This is a genomic window from Nocardia sp. NPDC058114 (assembly GCF_042884695.1).
Lineage (GTDB): Bacteria > Actinomycetota > Actinomycetes > Mycobacteriales > Mycobacteriaceae > Nocardia.
Genome location: NZ_JBHVTK010000005.1, coordinates 153,784 through 170,572 on the forward strand (window position 1 = coordinate 153,784; position 16,789 = coordinate 170,572).

The window sequence follows — 16,789 nt, forward strand, 5'->3', positions numbered from 1 at the left end:
TCGTGTTGATCACCAGTCCAGGTATTGGTAGACATGACCGTCGGGGTGTGTGCCGCCTCACAGGAAGGTCGCCGAATTGAATAAGTATCCGTTTCAGTTTTGACAGCGTTTTACGAGAAAAAGTCCTGCTCTGAGTCTACGAATATGGCAGACATTAGTAGGAACATGTTCTAGTCTTTGGGCAGTCTTCAGATCGGGGTGGCGGTGAAGTACGGGTACGCGGACACATCGGTCCGCCCGTCGAAAGAGGAGGATTCGGTATGAACAACCTCCTTGCTGTCCCGTTGCGGGCGGTCGGCGGATTCTTCGAACTCGGCGCGGAAGTGGCACGCGCCACCGTCCGTAAGCCATTTCAATGGCGCGAATTCATCGACCAGGCCTGGTTCGTGGCTCGCGTCTCGATCGTGCCGACGCTGTTGGTCGCCATCCCGTTCACGGTGCTGGTGGTCTTCACACTCAACATCCTGCTGCGCGAGATCGGCGCCGCCGACCTCAGCGGCGCGGCTGCCGCGTTCGGCGCCGTCACCCAGGTGGGACCGATCGTCACGGTGCTGATCGTGGCGGGCGCGGGCGCCACCGCGATCTGCGCCGACCTGGGCGCACGCACGATTCGCGAAGAGATCGACGCGATGAAGGTGCTCGGCATCGACCCGGTCAGCCGACTGGTCGTGCCGCGCGTGTTCGCCTCGATGTTCGTGGCACTGATGCTCAACAGCCTGGTGTGCACCATCGGCATCGCCGGCGGCTTCGTGTTCTCGGTCTTCCTCCAGGGCGTGAACCCCGGCGCGTTCGTCAACGGGATTCCGCTGCTGACGAATCTGTCCGAGCTGATCATCTCCGAAATCAAGGCGGGCCTGTTCGGCTTGATCGCCGGAATGGTCGCCTGTTATCTCGGGCTCCAGGTCAAAGGCGGACCCAAGAGCGTCGGTGACGCGGTGAACCAAACAGTGGTATTCGCGTTCATGGCGCTGTTCGTGGTGAATGTCGTTGTCACCGCGATCGGCCTGAAATTCACGGTGCGGTGACCACGATGGCATTCATAGTTCGCAGTAAGTTCCCGCGCACGGTCCGCCGTTTCGACCGAATGTCGAAATCGGTGGATTCCCTGGGCGATCAGGCCATCTTCTACATCAAGGCGCTCGGCTCGGTGCCGCGCGCGCTGGTGCACTACCGCACCGAGACCATCCGCCTCATCGCCGAGATCAGCATGGGCAGCGGCGCTTTGGCCGTGATCGGCGGCACCGTGGTGATCGTCGGCTTCCTGACCCTCATGGCAGGCGGCACCATCGCGGTGCAGGGCTACAGCTCGCTCGGCAATATCGGTGTCGAGGCCCTGACCGGCTTCTTCGCCGCCCTCATCAATGTGCGCATCGCGGCACCGGTGATCTCCGGCATCGGTCTGGCCGCCACGATCGGCGCCGGCGCGACAGCGCAGCTGGGCGCGATGCGTGTGGCCGAGGAGATCGACGCGCTGGAATCCATGGCGATCCGGCCGATTCCGTTCCTGGTCGGCACCAGGGTGCTGGCGGGCATGATCGCGATCGTGCCGCTCTACGCGCTCGCGGTGATCGCCTCGTTCATCGCCAGCCGGTTCGCGACCGTCGTGATCTACGGGCAGTCGGCAGGCGTCTACGACCACTACTTCTCGACCTTCCTCATCCCGAGCGACATCCTGTGGTCGTTCGCGCAGGCGATCGTGATGGCACTGGCCGTGATGCTCATCCACACCTACTACGGTTTCCATGCCGCGGGTGGTCCGGTCGGCGTCGGCATCGCGGTCGGTAACGCGGTGCGGTCGTCGCTGATCGCTGTCGTCACAGTGACGCTGCTGATCTCACTGGCGATCTACGGCACCTCCGGCAACTTCCACCTCTCGGGATAGCGTGATGGACACTTCACGGATCGTTGCCGCATTGCAGGGCGGGCTCGGGCGCAAGCTCGCCGCGCTCACGATGGTCGGCTTGCTCGTCGGGCTCGCGGCCTTCGCGTTCGCCCTCTTCCAAGGTGCGTTCACCACCACCGCCAAGGTGCTGGTCGACGCTCCCCGCTCGGGCCTCGTGCTCGACCCCGACGCCAAGGTGAAGGTGCGCGGCGTCGAGATCGGCCGGGTCGCCGAGATCAACCTGCGCGACGACGGCGCGCAGATCCTGCTCGAGGTCGACCCCGAACAGCTGAAGCTGGTGCCGTCGAACGCGGGCGTCGACATTCGCTCGACCACGGTGTTCGGCGCCAAGTACGTGAACTTCGTTGTCCCCGAACAGCCGTCGTCCAGCCCGCTGAAGCCGGGCAGCACGGTCGCGGCGACGTCGGTGACGGTGGAGTTCAACACCCTGTTCCAGCACCTGTCCGATGTGCTCGCCCAGGTGGAACCGGAGAAACTCAACGCCACGCTGACCGCGCTCGGCACCGCACTGCAGGGCCGCGGCGACAAGTTCGGCGACCTGCTCGTCCGCTCGGATCGCTACCTTCGCGAGATCAACCCCTATCTGCCCACGCTGCAACAGGATCTGGACAAGACGGCCCAGGTGACCAATATCTACGCCGATGCCTCCGGCGCGCTGCTGCGGACAGTGGACAACGCCACGGTCACCGCGAAGACGCTGTCGGAGATGCAAGCCGAGCTCGACAATGTGCTGGTGAACGTGATCGGGCTGTCGGATACCACCGGTTCGGTGCTGCGGGAGAACGAATCCGACCTCGTCACCGCGCTCGACCTGCTGCGGCCGACGACCAACCTGCTGTTCGAGTACGCGCCCGCGCTGAGCTGCATCATCAACGGCCTCGGCCCGCTGATGCCGTTGGCCGAAGAGGTATTCGGCGGCGTGCTGCCCGGCGTCGGTATGAACGCCTCGCTCATGCCCGGCTCCAAGCCCTACACCTACCCCAAGGACCTGCCCAAGGTGAACGCCACCGGCGGACCGCATTGTGAGGGCGTGGTCACCCGCGCACCGGACAGCCACTCGAACTATGTGGTGACCGATACCAGTCAGGGCACGGTGTACACACCCAGTACCGCGCCGCTCGCGTTGAACGACAGCGCACCAAAGGTTTTCCAGCTCTTGCTGGAAGGACTGCCGGGAGTGACACGGTGAGAAACACGGCGACGACAGTCAAGCTCGCGATCTTCACCGTGGTGATGACGCTGGTGTTCGCCGGCTTGGCGATCGTGCTGAGTCAGGCACGGTTCTCCAGCGAGAACGGGTACAAGGCGGTGTTCACCAACTCCTCGGGCATGCTGCCGGGGTCGAAGGTGCGGATCGCGGGTGTGCCGGTCGGCTCGGTGACCTCGGTGAAGGTCGGCGACGACGATCTCGCCCATGTCGAGTTCGACGTGGACACCAAGTACTCGGTGCTCTCCAGCACCCGCCTGGCGATCAAGTACGAGAACCTGGTCGGTGACCGGTACCTGGAGCTGAAGGAAGGTCCGGGCTCGGCCCGCGAGCTGCCCGCCGGCGCCACCATCGGCAAGGAGCAGACCACGCCCGCACTGGATCTGGACCTGCTGCTCGGCGGCTTCAAGCCGCTGCTGCGTGGGCTCGATCCCGGTCAGGTCAACGACCTGACCTCGGCGCTGCTGCAGATCTTCCAGGGCCAGGGCGGCACCCTGGTCTCGCTGCTCAACAGCGGTGGCAGCTTCGCCAAGACCCTCGCCGACCGCGATGCCCTGATCGGCAGCGTGATCGACAACCTGAACACCGTGCTGGCCACCATCGACGATCGCGACGAGCAGTTCGCCACCACGATCGACGAATTGCAGCGCCTGGTCAGCGGATTGGCCGCCGAACGCGACCCGATCGGCGCCGCGCTACCGCGGATCGCCGGTGCGACAAAGGAACTCAACGACCTGCTGACCACCGCCCGCCCCGACCTGCGCAACACGATCGAGCAGACCGGCAGGCTGGCCACCAACCTCGACAACGGCTCCGACCACCTCCAATGGGTGCTCGAGAAGCTGCCGCAGACCTACAAGCAACTCGTCCGCGTCGGCGCCTACGGTTCGTTCCTGCAGCTGTACATCTGCGGCACCAACTTCGTTGTCGACGGCCCGAACGGTCAGCCGATGGAAGTGAAGGCGCCGGGCCTGCAGGCGACCGGAAGGTGTACGCCCAATGAGTGAGAAGAAGTCGTCGGCCGTCACCATCGGCATCGTCGGCATTGTGCTGGTGGTGACGATCTCGCTCGCCACCCTGCAGTACACCAAGCTGCCGTTCATCCGCTCCGGCGCGACCTTCACCGCGTTCTTCGTCGACGCGGGTGGGCTGGTGCCGGGCGACCCGGTGCACGTGGCCGGCGTGCGTTCCGGTGAAGTCGACCAGGTCTCGCTCGACGGTCCCAAGGTGCTGGTGAAGTTCACCCTCGACGAGTCGATCGTGCTGGGCCAGAAGACATCCGCCGCGATCAAGACCAACACGGTCCTCGGTCGCAAGTCCCTGGATGTGGTGCCGACCGGACAGGGCGCGCTGCGTACCTCCGACACCATCCCGCTCGACCGGACCACCTCGCCGTACTCGCTCAACGAGGCACTCAGCGACCTCGGCGCGACCGTCCGCGATCTCGACATGGATCAGGTCGACAAGACCCTGGATGTGCTCTCGGCCGCCTTCGCCGATACACCGGGCCCGTTGCGCAACGCCCTCGACGGCGTTACCGCGCTCTCGCGCAGCATCAATACGCGCGACCAGGCGCTCACCGATCTGCTCGGCCGGGCGCAGAACGTCACCAAGGTGCTGGCCGACCGTAGTTCGCAGCTCAACGCGCTCCTGCTCGACGGCAACAACCTGCTCGGCGAACTCGACAACCGCCGTGCTGCCATCAATCAGCTGATCGTCTACGTCGACTCGGTCGCCAAGCAGCTCTCCGGGCTGGTCGCCGACAACGAGGCGCAGATGAAACCGACACTGGACCGGCTCAATTCGGTGCTCGGCCTGTTGCAGCGCAACAAGGAGAACCTGTCGGAGGCGCTGGAGGGTATCGGCCCCTACGCCTCGGCACTCGGCGAGCAGGTCGGCAACGGTCCGTGGTTCAACGCCTACGTGGTGAACGCGACGAGTACCGAGCTGCGTCCACTGGTGGACGCGCTGGTCTGGCCCGAGCACCTGCCGCAGGACCTGATCGACATCTTCACGCACCCGGCGCCGCCGAGCATCGTGCCGACCGAGGAGGATCCGCCGCGATGAGTGGTATCGCATCGAAAGTCCGTGGCGTGCCGCGTTGGACGCTCGCGGTCGCCGTGGTGGTGATCGTCGCGCTGGTCGCGGTCGGGGTCTACACCACCCTCGGCATCGGCAAGACCAAGATCACCGCCGCCTTCACCTCGACCACCGGCCTGTACGCGGGCGACGAGGTGCGGATGCTCGGAGTCAAGATCGGCAAGATCGACTCGATCGAGCCCGGCGAGGGCCGGGTACAGGTGCGGATGTCCGTCGACCGCGGCATCGACCTGCCCGCCGACGCGCGCGCCGTGCTGATCGCACCTTCGCTGGTGTCGGCCAGGTTCATTCAGCTCGCGCCCGCCTACGACGGTGGCCCGAAGATGGCCGACGGCGCGCAGATCCCGATCGAGCGCACCGCGGTCCCGGTGGAGTGGGACGACATCAAAGCCGAACTCTCCAATCTCGCCACCGCTCTCGGTCCGGTCGGCGACGACCAGCAGGGCTCGTTCGGGCGTTTCGTCGACACTGCCGCGAACAACCTCGACGGCAACGGACAGAAGTTCCGTGACACCCTGCACGAACTGTCGGCGACGCTGAATACCTTGTCCGACGGGCGAACCGACCTGTTCGGCACCATCCGCAACCTGCAGAAGTTCGTCGAGGTGCTCTCGGCGAGCAACGAGCAGATCGTGCAGTTCGGCGGCCGCCTGGCCTCGGTGGCCTCGGTACTCGCGGGTGCGTCGGAGGAGCTGGGTGCGGGACTGGACAGTCTGGATGTGGCGCTCGCCGATGTGAAGCGCTTCCTCGAAGGCAGTGGCGCCGAGCTCACCGACGGTGTCGAGCGGCTCGCCGATGTCACCCAGACGCTGGTCGACAAGCGGCCGGAGATCGAACGGCTGCTGCATTCCGCGCCGACCGCGCTGGTGAACTTCTACCAGATCTACAAGCCGGCTCAGGGCTCGCTCAGCGGCTCTGTGTCACTGAACAATACGTCCAGCCCGCTGACCTTCCTCTGCGGTTCCATCCGCGCGCTCGAGCACAACGACTCGGACCGGTCGGCGGATCTGTGCGCGGAATTCATCGCTCCGGTGATCAGTTCGCTGGCGATGAACTACGTGCCGATCATGCTCAACCCGGTCGGCGGCACGCAGGCCCTGCCCGGCCAGTTGACGTACAGCCCGCCGAGTTTGGCCGCGGAGGTGCCGTCCGCGCCTGCGTCCCCGGCGACGGCTCCGATCACCGTGCCGAACGGTCTCGCCGGACTCGCGGTTCCAGGAGGACAACGATGACGCCCCAACGCATGCTCGCCGGGTTGGCGGTGGGCGTCGCCGTGACGCTCGGCGCGACCGGCTGTCAGTGGGACGGGCTGAACTCGCTACCCATGCCCGGCTCCGAGGGCTCCGGCCCCGGTTCGTACACGGTGCGGATCCAGATGCCCAATGTCACCACGCTGACCCGGAATTCGCCGGTGCGCGTGGACGATGTCGAGGTCGGCAATGTCACCGGGATCGACGTCGAGGGCTGGCACGCGCTGGTCACGGTGTCGCTGAATCCCGAGGTGAAACTGCCCGCCAACGCGATCGCCAAGATCGGGCAGACCAGCCTGCTCGGCAGCAATCACGTCGAACTGTCCGCCCCCACCAATACGCCCGCCGTGGGGCAACTGCGAAACAACGACGTGATCCCACTCGAGCGGGCAGGCGCCTACCCGACCACCGAGCAGGTGCTGTCTTCGCTGTCGGTCGTGCTCAACGGCGGCGGCATCGCCCAGCTCGAGACCATCACCAGGGAGATGAACGCGGCGCTCAACGGTCGCGAGGCCGAGATCGCCGACCTGCTGCCGCAGCTCAACGAGCTGACCACCGGCCTGGACAGGCAGACCGGCAACATCATCGCCGCGATGGAGGGCCTCGACCGGCTGGCGGGCAACTTCGCCGACCAGAAGGACGTGCTGGCCCGCGCGATCGACGATATCCACCCGGCACTGACCGCGCTCGCCGACCGCACCGCCAACATCACCAGGGCGGTCACCGCGCTGGGTGAGCTCAGCGATGTCACCGAGCGGATCATCCAGACCAGCGGTGACGATCTGAAGGCCAACCTGGCCAGCCTCGGCCCGGTGCTGGAGACCCTGGCGAACACCGGCACCAACCTCGTCGACGCGATGGGCATCATTCCCTCCTTCCCGTTCCCGATCAAGAACATCGGCAACGCGATCAAGGGTGACTACCTCAACCTCTACATCACCTTCGACCTGACCGGTAAGCGCTTGGACAGCAACTGGCTCACCGGTACTCCGCTCGGCGGCCGCTTCGGTGGGGTCGAGGGCGTGCTCGGTAGTTTCGCGCCTACGACGGCGACCGACGCCGGCGATCCGACGAAGCTCCCGCAGGCACCCGCACCCAGTGCGGCGCCGACGCCGACCCTGCCCGGACTGCCGTCCATTCCCGGCCTGCCCTCCATCCCCGGAATCACCGTGCCGCTGCCCGGCCAGGAAGGGGCGGGACGATGAAACTCACCAGGTTCGTCCACGTTCAGCTCGTGATCTTCGCGGTACTCACCGTGGTCGGTCTCGTCGTGATGGGCGGGACATACATCCAGCTACCCGCGATGTTCGGGATCGGCCGCTACGGGGTGACGGTCCAGCTCGCCGCCACCGGCGGGCTGTATCCCACCGCCAATGTCTCCTACCGCGGCACCAATATCGGCAAGGTCGAGGCGGTGCGGCTCACCACGGCGGGGGTCGAGGCGGACCTGTCGATCGACAGCGATTACAAGGTGCCGTCGGACTCGATCGCCTGGGTGCGCAGTGTTTCGGCGATCGGCGAGCAGTACGTCGACCTGGTGCCGGAGGCGAATTCCACCTCGGGCGACCTGCGCGACGGTTCGGTGATCCCGGTGCAGCGCACCAGGCTGCCTCAGGACGTGGGCTCGCTGCTCGACCAGACCGACAAGCTGCTCTCGACCGTCGCCGATACCCGGCTGCGCCAGGTGATCGACGAGGCGTTCCTGGCGTTCAACGGCGCGGGCCCCGACCTGCAGCGGTTCATCGACTCGGCCGCGCTGCTGGTGCAGCAGGCCGAAACCGATGTGGAACCGACGAAGAAGCTGCTCGATCAGATCGGTCCGCTGCTCGACACCCAGGTCCAGTCCGATGCCAATATTCGTTCCTGGACAACAGATCTCGCGACCCTCACCGATCAGCTCCGCGAGTCCGACCCGACCTTGCGGAACCTGTTGCGCGACAGCCCGTCCGCGATGCAAAAGGTGACCGAGCAGTTCCAGAGTCTGCGTCCGACGCTGCCGCTGCTGGCGGGCAATCTGGTGAGCCTCGGCCAGGTGGGGGTGACCTATCACGCTGGTCTCGAACAACTTCTGGTCGTCTTCCCGCCGTTGATCGCGGCGTTGCGGACGGTCCTGCGCGGACCCACCAAGTACGGCGCGATGGTCGACTTCATGACCGTGGTCCACGACCCGCCCGCCTGCACCACCGGCTTCCTGCCCGCCGACCAGTGGCGTGAGCCGAGTGATTTCAGCCCGATCGACACTCCGGAAGGGCTGTACTGCAAGGTAGCTCAGGATTCTCCGATCGAAGTGCGCGGTATTCGCAACAGTCCGTGCATGGAGTATCCCGGCGTCCGGGCGCCCACTCCCGAACTGTGCCGGACGGGGTACGTGCCGCAGGGCACGAACCCGCCGTTCGGCGCGCCGCAGCCGGTAGCCCCGGCCTCGGCCCCCACCGGCGCGTCCACCGGCGGAGTCACCCCCGCCGCCGCGCGCCCCTATGATCCGTCCACGGGCAGCTATCTTGGCCCGGACGGACGCATGTACCGCCAAGGTGATATCGCCTCCGATGGCTCGGGCACTGTCCCGGCCAGCTGGCAGGCGATGTTGGAGGAGCAGCAGAGATGAGTGAGAGCAACACAGGCCGTCCGCGTCGCCGGGCAGCCCGGTCGGCGGGCCCGCCGGTTGAGGATGTGCAGGTCGTCGACGTGACAGTCGACGCGGGTGCGGTCGAACCGGCCGAGGTGGCCGATGCCGAGGTGGCTACGGCCGAGGAAGCCACCGTAGTCGCGGCTCCTGTCGAGTTGACGAAGGCCGCGGTGGTGGACGAGGAGGCCGACGATGATTCGGCCGAGCTCGACGAAGAAGATGCGAAGCTGACGCGGCTCGGGCAGATCATCGGGCTCGCCGCCGCCGCGGTGCTGGTGTTGGCGCTGGTCGTCGGTGCCACGTTCACTGCGCTCGCGGCACGGTCGGGCAATCAGGACGAGGATCTGCGCGCGCAATACACCCAGACCGCCCGGCAGGCGGTCATCAACCTGACCACCATCCGCGCCGACTCCGCCAAGGAGGACATCGACCGGATTCTGGCGGTGGCCTCGGGCGAGTTCAAGAACGAGTTCGACGGTCGCGTCGACCCGTTCATGGATGTGGTGAAGCAGGCGAAGGTGGTCTCCACCGGCGAGGTCGTCGAGTCGGGGATCGAGTCCGTCGACGAGAACTCGGCGAAGGTGCTGGTGGCCGCGAAGCAGATGGTGAGCAACACCGGGTCGGCCGAACCGCAGTCGCGCCAGTATCGATTCCGGATCACCGTGTCGAAGGGCGATTCCGGGATGACCGTGTCGAAAGTGGAGTTCGTGGGATGAGCAAGCGAATCAAGATCGTCTTCGGCGCCCTCGCGGCGGCTGGTGTGATCGCGGCCGTCATCCTGGGCGTCAGCGGGTATCAGCTGTGGCAGCAGGACAAGACCGAGCAGGCGCGCACCGACGCGATGAGCACCGCGAGCCGGACGGTGAGCGCGATGTTCACCTATGAGCCCGCCACCGTCGACACCGAGTTGCCGAGGGCGGCCGACAATCTCACCGAGTCGTTCCGGGCCGACTACCTGAAGCTGATCGAGCAGGCCATCGCGCCGGGCGCCAAGGAGAAGCAGCTCACCGTCAAGGCCACCACCCAGGCCGAGGGCGTGGTCTCGGCGGATCCGGAACACGCCGTCGTCCTGCTGTACCTGAACCAGCTGACCACCAGCAAGGACTCACCTGAGGGCGCCACCTCGGGCAGCCGGGTGCGGGTCACCCTGGACAAGGCGGACAACCGCTGGCTGGTCGCTCAGGTCACGCCGGTCTGATCGATGCACGCCGCGACCAGCCGGCTCGGTGCTCACGCTGAGCCGGCCTGGTCGCCGCGTGGCAGCCGTACGGCGAAGGTCGCGCCGCCACCCGGAGTCGCCTCGACCTGAACGGTGCCGCCGTGGGCCGCGACGAGTGCCGCCACGATCGACAGGCCGAGTCCGCTGCCGCTCGTCATGGTGGCGTTGCTGTCGCTCGTGCCGCGGCGCGTACGGGAGATATCCGCACGGTAGAAGCGTTCGAAGACGTGGTTCGCGTCTTCGGTGGTGAGGCCGGGGCCGGTGTCGACGACCTCGAGGCCGACCTCGTCGGTGGCCGGGGTCAGGCGGACGGTGATCGAGGTGCCGTCGGGGGTGTGGGTGCGGGCGTTGTCGAGGAGGTTGGTGAGGACCTGGCGCAGGCGGTGTTCGTCGCCGCGGACTTCCAGGGTGCCGGTGCCTTCGGCGATGTCGAGGGTGATCGGGTGGTGTCGGCCCGCGGCGGCTTCGACCGCGCGGGCGCTGTGCACCGCGTCGCCTGCCACGGCCAGCAGGTCCACCGGGCCCAGTTCCACGGGCCGCTGGGCATCGAGGCGGGCGAGCATGAGCAGGTCTTCGACCAGCAGGCCCATGCGCTGTGCCTCGTGTTCGATGCGGTTCATGAACATCGCGGGGTCGGTGGTCGCGCCCTGACGGTACAGCTCGGCGAAGCCGCGGATCGTGGTGAGCGGGGTGCGCAGTTCGTGACTGGCGTCGGCGACGAAACGGCGCATCTTCGCCTCGGAAACGCGCGCGGCGGTCTCGGAGGCCTCGGTGGCGGCGAAGGCCTGCTGGATCTGGGTCAGCATGCTGTTCAAAGACTGTGACAGACGATCGACCTCGGTGACGTTGCCGTGCACCGGGATTCGATGATGCAGTTCGCCCCCCGCGATCGCCGCCGCTGTCGCCTCGACCCGGTGCAGCGGTCGCAGACTGCCGCGCACCACGAAATAGGCCGCGATGGCCAGCGCGATCAGCACGATCGCGCCGACGATCAACTGCAGCACAACGAGATTGCGCACCGTCTCGATGTTCTCGGCCAGCGGCCACGCGACCGTCGCCGTGGCGCGATGACCGTTGACAGTGAGCACCCGCCACTGATCGCCCGAATCGTCCGTCGAGCCGACCGTAATCGGCTGTAGCGCGGGCGGATCGGGTAGGTCGGGCTGGGAATCGGTACCGAAGACGTTGTCGAGGCGCACTTTTCGGGTGCCGTCCGTGCTCTCGGCCGTCACGAAATATCGCCCGGGCGGCTGTCCGGATTCCGAGGAGGGCGGCGGCAGATTCGGTGCGGGCAGCCCCACCCGCCGCTCCCACTCCATCGCCGCGTCCTGCAACTGCTGATCGGTGCGGTTCTGCAGCGAGTTCTCCATCGCCTTGGTCACTACGAAACTCGAAGCGACCAAACCGAATCCGGCCAGCGCGACCAGCATCAACACCAGCGTCACCCGCAGGGGAAGTCTGCTCACCGCGTCGGCTCACGCATCACATAGCCGACACCGCGCAGCGTGTGGATCAGCCGCTGCTCGCCGGTATCGACCTTCTTGCGCAGGTAGGACACGTAGGTCTCCACCACGCCCACCTCACCGCCGAAGTCGTAGCGCCACACGTGATCCAGGATCCGGGGCTTGCTCAGCACGCTGCCCGCGTTCACCATGAAATAGCGCAACAGCGTGAACTCGGTGGGGGACAAGGCCACCGGCTCGCCCGCCTTCCACACCTCGTGCGTGTCGTCGTCGAGTTCGATATCGGCGAAGCGCAACCGGGTGCTCGCCTTCTCGGGTTCGGCGTGGCCGGCGCGGCGCAGGATCACCCGCAGCCGCGCCACCACCTCCTCCAGGCTGAACGGCTTGGTGACGTAGTCGTCGGCGCCGAGGGTGAGCCCGGTGATCTTGTCGTCCACCTCGTCGCGCGCGGTCAGGAACAGCACCGGCGCGTCGATCCCGTCGGCGCGCAACCGGCGCAGCAGGCCGAAGCCGTCCATGCCGGGCATCATCACGTCGACGATCAGCGCCTGCGGGCGGAACGTGCGCGCCCGATCCAGTGCCTCGGCGCCGTCGGCCGCCGTCGCCACCTCGAACCCCTGGTAGCGCAGGCTCACCGCCAGCAGCTCGACGATCATCGGCTCGTCGTCGACGACGAGTACCCGCGCCTCGGGCACATCAGGCACACCACTCATGCCCCTATGCTCCACCACCCCGCTGGGAAGTGGCTGGACCGACGCTGTGAGGTCGCTGTGTGCCGCTAGCGTTGGTCGGCGGGGTAGGTCTGCTCGTCGCTCATCAGCGCCGAACCCGCCACATTGCCCTGCGACAGCGCGTCGAGGAACGCGCGCGCCCAGCGTTCGACATCGTGGGTGAGCACCTGGCGACGCAGGGACCGCATCCGGCGGCGCTTGGTGTCGCGATCGTCGTCGAGGGCGCCGATGATCGCGTCCTTCACGCTGTCCAGGTCGTGCGGGTTGCACAGGTAGGACTGACGCAGCTCGGCCGCGGCGCCGGTGAACTCGCTCAGCACCAGGGCGCCGTTGAGGTCGCTGTGGCAGGCCACGTACTCCTTCGCCACCAGGTTCATGCCGTCGCGCAGGGGCGTCACCAGCATGGCGTCGGCGGCGATGAAGAAAGCGATCAACTCGTCGCGGGGGATCGGGCGGTGCAGGTAGTGCACGACCGGGTAGCCGACACGGGCGAATTCACCGTTGATCCGGCCCACCTGACGTTCGATGTCGCCGCGCATCTTGATGTAGCTCTGCACGCGTTCGCGGCTGGGGGTGGCCAGCTGCACCATCACCGTCTCGGTCGGGTCGACGCGGCCCTCCTCGAGGAGTTCCTGGAGCGCGTTGAGCCGGATGTCGATGCCCTTGGTGTAGTCGAGGCGGTCGACGCCGAGCATGATGTTCTTGGGATTGCCCAGCTCCGCACGGATTTTCGCGGCTCGCTCGCGCACCGAACGACGCCGCGACGACTCGTCGAGTTCGGCCGAATCGATCGAGATGGGGAACGCGCCGACGCGCACCGTGCGGAAACCGACCTGCACGACACCCAGTTTCGAGCGAACCCCGATCGTGCCGCGGGAGGTGGGCTGGCCGGCCAGTCTGCGGGCCAGGTAGAGGAAGTTCTGCGCGCCGCCGGGCAGGTGGAAGCCGATCAGGTCTGCGCCGAGGAGGCCCTCGACGATCTCGGTGCGCCACGGCATCTGCATGAACAGTTCGACCGGCGGGAACGGGATGTGCAGGAAGAAGCCGATGGTCAGATCGGGGCGCAGCATGCGCAGCATCTTGGGAACCAGCTGCAGCTGGTAGTCCTGCACCCACACGGTGGCGCCCTCGGCGGCCACCTTCGCGGTCTCCTCGGCGAAGCGCCGGTTGACCTCGACATAGGCCGCCCACCACGCCCTGTCGTACACCGGGCGCACGATCACGTCGTGGTACAGCGGCCAGAGCGTGCCGTTGGAGAACCCCTCGTAGTAGTCCTCCACCTCCTGCGCCGTGAGCGGCACCGGATACAGCTCGAGCCCGTCTTCGATGATCGGCTCGACCTCGACATCGGGCACACCTGCCCAGCCGACCCAGGCGCCTTTGTTGCTGCGCAGCACCGGTTCCAGCGCGGTCACCAGCCCGCCGGGGCTGCGCTTCCACCTGGTGGTGCCGTCGGGCAGGCGCTCGAGGTCGACCGGGAGCCGGTTGGCGACGACAACGAATCCCGAACCAGCGCCGTTCGGCACGAGGGTTTCACTGTTTTCGGACGGACGGTCGTTGGACGGTTGATCGATCATTTGGTCCACTCACGCATCCTTATGCGTCGCAGGGGTGCGCTGTGTCAGGCGGGGGCGATGCCGAGCATCGACAGCAGCATGCGGCATTCGTCGGCGTCTTCGGCGTGTGCCGCGACGACCTTCTGTGCCTGGCGGGCGGTCTCGTCGGCAAGCGGCTCGAGTTCGTCGTCGGCGATGTCGTTGGCGGTGCTCTTCGCGGCCATAATGGGTTCGTCCTCCCGGTTTCCCTGCGCTCTACCTGCGAGTGATCAATACTATCGGGCGCCGGCGCACGGCCGATGAAGTAGCGACGCGTAACACCCCGCCCCGGTGCCGTGTCGTGGCGGTCCCGTTACCGTGGGGCAGTACACGATCGACCCCGCAGAGAGGTTTCTTTCATGCCACTTGCCACGGTGAACGGCATCGCACTGAACTATCAGGTCAAGGGCGACCGTACCAAGGGCACCGACGTCAAGGGCGGTGGTCCGCTGGTGGTGTTGATCATGGGAACGGGCTCGCCGGGCCGGGTGTGGGAGCTGCATCAGGTTCCCGCGCTGGTCGCGGCCGGTTACCGGGTCTGCGTGTTCGACAACCGTGGGATCGCGCCGTCGTTCGAGGCCCCGGGCGGGATGCGGATCGAGGAGTTGGTCGCCGATACCGCCGCGCTCATCGAGTTCCTCGACGAAGGCCCCGCGCTGGTCGCGGGCACGTCGATGGGTGCGCGGGTGGCGCAGGAGCTGGCGCTTGCCCGGCCCGATCTGGTGCGCAAGGCCGTGTTCATGGCCGGACACGGCAGGCTGGATCAGTTCCAGAAGACGTTGTCGGCGGGTGAGCAGGAGCTCGACGCCTCGGCGGTGAAGCTCCCCGCGAAATTCGAGGCGGCGTTGAGCGCGGTGATGAATCTGTCGCCCGCGACGATGGCCGACACCAACTCCGCGCGCGACTGGCTCGATCTGTTCGAGTTCAGCGTGGGGACGCCCTCGGCCGGTGTCCGGGCCCAGCGAGCGATGGATCACGAATTCGATCGGGTCGCCGCGTATCGTTCGATTACGGTGCCCTGCTTGGCAATTGGGTTCGCCGATGATCGGATGATTCCGCCGTACCTCTCGCGTGAGGTCGCCGAGGCCATTCCCGGCGCCCGCTACCAGGAGGTCCCGGATACCGGTCACTACGGCTACCTGGAGCAACCCGAGGCGATCAACAAGATCTTGCTCGACTTCTTCGCCGCCTGACCGCCGTGACCGGGGCAGCATCGGGTAACTCCCTACCAGTAACGTATGCCTTGCTAGGGTCGACACAACGCTCGTGGCTTCGCGGCCGCGCAGTGATCCTGTACACAGCGCCAGTATCCAGTGAGGTGAAATGAGCACCAACCCCTTCGACGACGAGGACGGCCGCTTCTTCGTTCTGGTCAACGATGAAGAGCAGCACTCCCTGTGGCCCGCGTTCGCGGAGGTCCCGGCGGGCTGGCGTGTCGTGTTCGGCGAAGAAAGCCGGGCAGCGTGCGTCGAGTACGTCGAGAAGAACTGGACCGACATGCGGCCCAAGAGCCTGCGTGACGCGATGGCCGCCGACGACGCAGCCCGCGCCCAGTCCTGATCTCCTCCGCCACCGCGTGACACCCATCCGGTGTCGCGCGGTTGGCGTGCGCGGCTAAGATAGTCGCGCACCACCCGCCTCCTTAGCTCAGTGGTAGAGCACCGCTCTTGTAAAGCGAAGGTCGTCAGTTCAATCCTGACAGGGGGCTCGACAAGGACCTGACCTGTGAAAGCAGGTCAGGTCCTTTTTCGTCTCGTGACCATTGTGGCAGTGGCCGGTTAGGGTCGGTGGATGGTTCCGCTGTCTCATGCGGCGGCATTCGTGGTTGCCGCGTTCGTCATCATCGTGATTCCGGGTCCGAATGTGCTGTTCGCTATCGGGCGGGCACTCACCCTGGGGCGCAGGCAGGCGATTCTGTCGGTGATCGGCGCGGTGGCCGGCTCGGGGGTTCCACTGGTCGCGGTGGCCTTCGGGTTGGGGGCGGTGTTGATGGCTTCGTCCGCGCTGTTCCTGATCGTGAAGGTCGCCGGCGCCGGTTACCTCGTCTACTTGGGCGTCGTGACGATTCGGGATCGGAAGAAATTGGTGACAGCGCTCGAAGCGGAGGTGCCGAACACCACCGGTCGGCGGGTGCTGTGGCAGGGCTTCGTTGTCGGCGCGACCAACCCCAAGACGATGGTGTTCTTCGGTGCGGTCCTGCCGCAGTTCACGGTGCCGGAGGCGGGCGCACTGCCCGCCCAACTGCTGGTGCTCGGGGCGATCTTCCTCGTGATTCAGATGGCTTCGGACAGTGCTTGGGCCTTGCTAGCGGGCACCGTGCGGACGTGGTTCGCGCGATCTCCGCGCCGACTCGAGGCGGTCGGCAGCGTGGGTGGGGCGATGATCATCGGAGTGGGCAGCAGCGTGGCGTTCTCCGGGGCCAACTGACCGGTGCGGTGGCGTTATGGGCGGTCGTAGATTCCGTGGTCGCCGATTCGTCGCCAGACCAGGATCGGCTCGCTCTCGTTCGTCTTCTCCAGGTGGAACGTGGCCCTACCGTCCGCTGAGGTGAAATTCCACGTGAGTGAGTAGACCTCGCAGTTGCTCAGTTTGTGAATCCGCAGGCGTGTCGGCCAAGGTGGTGAGCCCGCGAACGCTCCGGCGTCGATGGCCGGCAGGAAGTGTGAGCGTAGGGCTTGCTGAAACATGCGTTGAT

The 16,789-nt window shown here is 66.4% G+C and carries 17 protein-coding genes and 1 tRNA gene; 14 read left to right on the forward strand and 4 right to left on the reverse strand.

Features of this window, described 5'->3' with window-relative positions; all coding sequences use genetic code 11:
- Positions 1 to 260: 260 nt before the first annotated feature.
- The 10 genes from ACFVVI_RS20225 to ACFVVI_RS20270 are packed head-to-tail and all read left to right on the forward strand — an operon-like array spanning position 261 to position 10,284.
- Positions 261 to 1,025, forward strand: coding sequence for an ABC transporter permease (locus ACFVVI_RS20225; RefSeq protein WP_358180900.1), 765 nt, complete (start codon positions 261 to 263; stop codon positions 1,023 to 1,025).
- A gap of 5 nt (positions 1,026 to 1,030) precedes the next feature.
- Positions 1,031 to 1,882, forward strand: a complete 852-nt coding sequence (locus ACFVVI_RS20230; RefSeq protein ID WP_056819342.1) for an ABC transporter permease — start codon at positions 1,031 to 1,033, stop codon at positions 1,880 to 1,882.
- 4 nt (positions 1,883 to 1,886) lie between these two features.
- Positions 1,887 to 3,092 carry an MCE family protein gene (locus ACFVVI_RS20235; protein ID WP_387446281.1) on the forward strand — a complete coding sequence of 402 codons (1,206 nt, stop codon included), beginning with the start codon at positions 1,887 to 1,889 and terminating at the stop codon, positions 3,090 to 3,092.
- Positions 3,089 to 4,117 carry an MCE family protein gene (locus tag ACFVVI_RS20240; RefSeq protein ID WP_378990635.1) on the forward strand — a complete coding sequence of 343 codons (1,029 nt, stop codon included), beginning with the start codon at positions 3,089 to 3,091 and terminating at the stop codon, positions 4,115 to 4,117. The genes ACFVVI_RS20235 and ACFVVI_RS20240 overlap by 4 nt, the downstream gene beginning before the upstream one ends.
- On the forward strand, positions 4,110 to 5,177 hold the full coding sequence (locus ACFVVI_RS20245; protein WP_378631693.1) for an MCE family protein: 1,068 nt from the start codon (positions 4,110 to 4,112) through the stop codon (positions 5,175 to 5,177). Before ACFVVI_RS20240 ends, ACFVVI_RS20245 begins: the two co-directional genes overlap by 8 nt.
- Positions 5,174 to 6,442: an MCE family protein gene (locus tag ACFVVI_RS20250; protein ID WP_387446282.1), complete on the forward strand. Its 1,269-nt coding sequence runs from the start codon at positions 5,174 to 5,176 to the stop codon at positions 6,440 to 6,442. The genes ACFVVI_RS20245 and ACFVVI_RS20250 overlap by 4 nt, the downstream gene beginning before the upstream one ends.
- Positions 6,439 to 7,665 (forward strand): MCE family protein, encoded by a 1,227-nt coding sequence (locus ACFVVI_RS20255; RefSeq protein WP_378990632.1) that lies wholly within the window; start codon positions 6,439 to 6,441, stop codon positions 7,663 to 7,665. Before ACFVVI_RS20250 ends, ACFVVI_RS20255 begins: the two co-directional genes overlap by 4 nt.
- A complete protein-coding gene (locus ACFVVI_RS20260; protein WP_387446285.1) occupies positions 7,662 to 9,065 on the forward strand; it encodes an MCE family protein in 1,404 nt (467 codons plus the stop codon). The genes ACFVVI_RS20255 and ACFVVI_RS20260 overlap by 4 nt, the downstream gene beginning before the upstream one ends.
- Positions 9,062 to 9,802: a hypothetical protein gene (locus ACFVVI_RS20265; RefSeq protein WP_387446286.1), complete on the forward strand. Its 741-nt coding sequence runs from the start codon at positions 9,062 to 9,064 to the stop codon at positions 9,800 to 9,802. The genes ACFVVI_RS20260 and ACFVVI_RS20265 overlap by 4 nt, the downstream gene beginning before the upstream one ends.
- The gene (locus ACFVVI_RS20270; RefSeq protein ID WP_378631700.1) at positions 9,799 to 10,284 is read left to right on the forward strand and encodes a h domain protein; all 486 of its coding nucleotides are present in this window, start codon (positions 9,799 to 9,801) and stop codon (positions 10,282 to 10,284) included. Before ACFVVI_RS20265 ends, ACFVVI_RS20270 begins: the two co-directional genes overlap by 4 nt.
- A 32-nt stretch (positions 10,285 to 10,316) precedes the next feature.
- On the opposite strand, the gene ACFVVI_RS20275 is transcribed toward ACFVVI_RS20270, so the two are convergent.
- From ACFVVI_RS20275 to ACFVVI_RS20290, 4 genes are all read right to left on the reverse strand, one after another.
- Positions 10,317 to 11,771 (reverse strand): sensor histidine kinase, encoded by a 1,455-nt coding sequence (locus ACFVVI_RS20275; RefSeq protein WP_387446288.1) that lies wholly within the window; start codon positions 11,769 to 11,771, stop codon positions 10,317 to 10,319.
- The gene (locus ACFVVI_RS20280; RefSeq protein ID WP_378990627.1) at positions 11,768 to 12,481 is read right to left on the reverse strand and encodes a response regulator transcription factor; all 714 of its coding nucleotides are present in this window, start codon (positions 12,479 to 12,481) and stop codon (positions 11,768 to 11,770) included. Before ACFVVI_RS20280 ends, ACFVVI_RS20275 begins: the two co-directional genes overlap by 4 nt.
- Positions 12,482 to 12,546: 65 nt before the next feature.
- Positions 12,547 to 14,076: a trehalose-6-phosphate synthase gene (locus ACFVVI_RS20285; protein ID WP_378990802.1), complete on the reverse strand. Its 1,530-nt coding sequence runs from the start codon at positions 14,074 to 14,076 to the stop codon at positions 12,547 to 12,549.
- Positions 14,077 to 14,120: 44 nt separating this feature from the next.
- Positions 14,121 to 14,279 carry a hypothetical protein gene (locus tag ACFVVI_RS20290; protein WP_165610244.1) on the reverse strand — a complete coding sequence of 53 codons (159 nt, stop codon included), beginning with the start codon at positions 14,277 to 14,279 and terminating at the stop codon, positions 14,121 to 14,123.
- A 174-nt stretch (positions 14,280 to 14,453) separates the two neighbouring features.
- Between ACFVVI_RS20290 and ACFVVI_RS20295 the strand changes: the two genes are divergently transcribed.
- The 4 genes from ACFVVI_RS20295 to ACFVVI_RS20310 all read left to right on the forward strand — a co-directional run bounded on the left by ACFVVI_RS20295 (position 14,454) and on the right by ACFVVI_RS20310 (position 16,521).
- Complete coding sequence (locus tag ACFVVI_RS20295; protein ID WP_387446289.1) at positions 14,454 to 15,287, forward strand: alpha/beta fold hydrolase; 834 nt, start codon at positions 14,454 to 14,456, stop codon at positions 15,285 to 15,287.
- Between the two features lie 130 nt (positions 15,288 to 15,417).
- Positions 15,418 to 15,654 carry an MbtH family protein gene (locus ACFVVI_RS20300; protein WP_022565839.1) on the forward strand — a complete coding sequence of 79 codons (237 nt, stop codon included), beginning with the start codon at positions 15,418 to 15,420 and terminating at the stop codon, positions 15,652 to 15,654.
- 76 nt (positions 15,655 to 15,730) lie between these two features.
- A tRNA-Thr gene (locus ACFVVI_RS20305) sits at positions 15,731 to 15,802 on the forward strand.
- A gap of 83 nt (positions 15,803 to 15,885) precedes the next feature.
- Positions 15,886 to 16,521: a LysE family translocator gene (locus ACFVVI_RS20310; RefSeq protein WP_387446292.1), complete on the forward strand. Its 636-nt coding sequence runs from the start codon at positions 15,886 to 15,888 to the stop codon at positions 16,519 to 16,521.
- Positions 16,522 to 16,789: the final 268 nt, after the last annotated feature.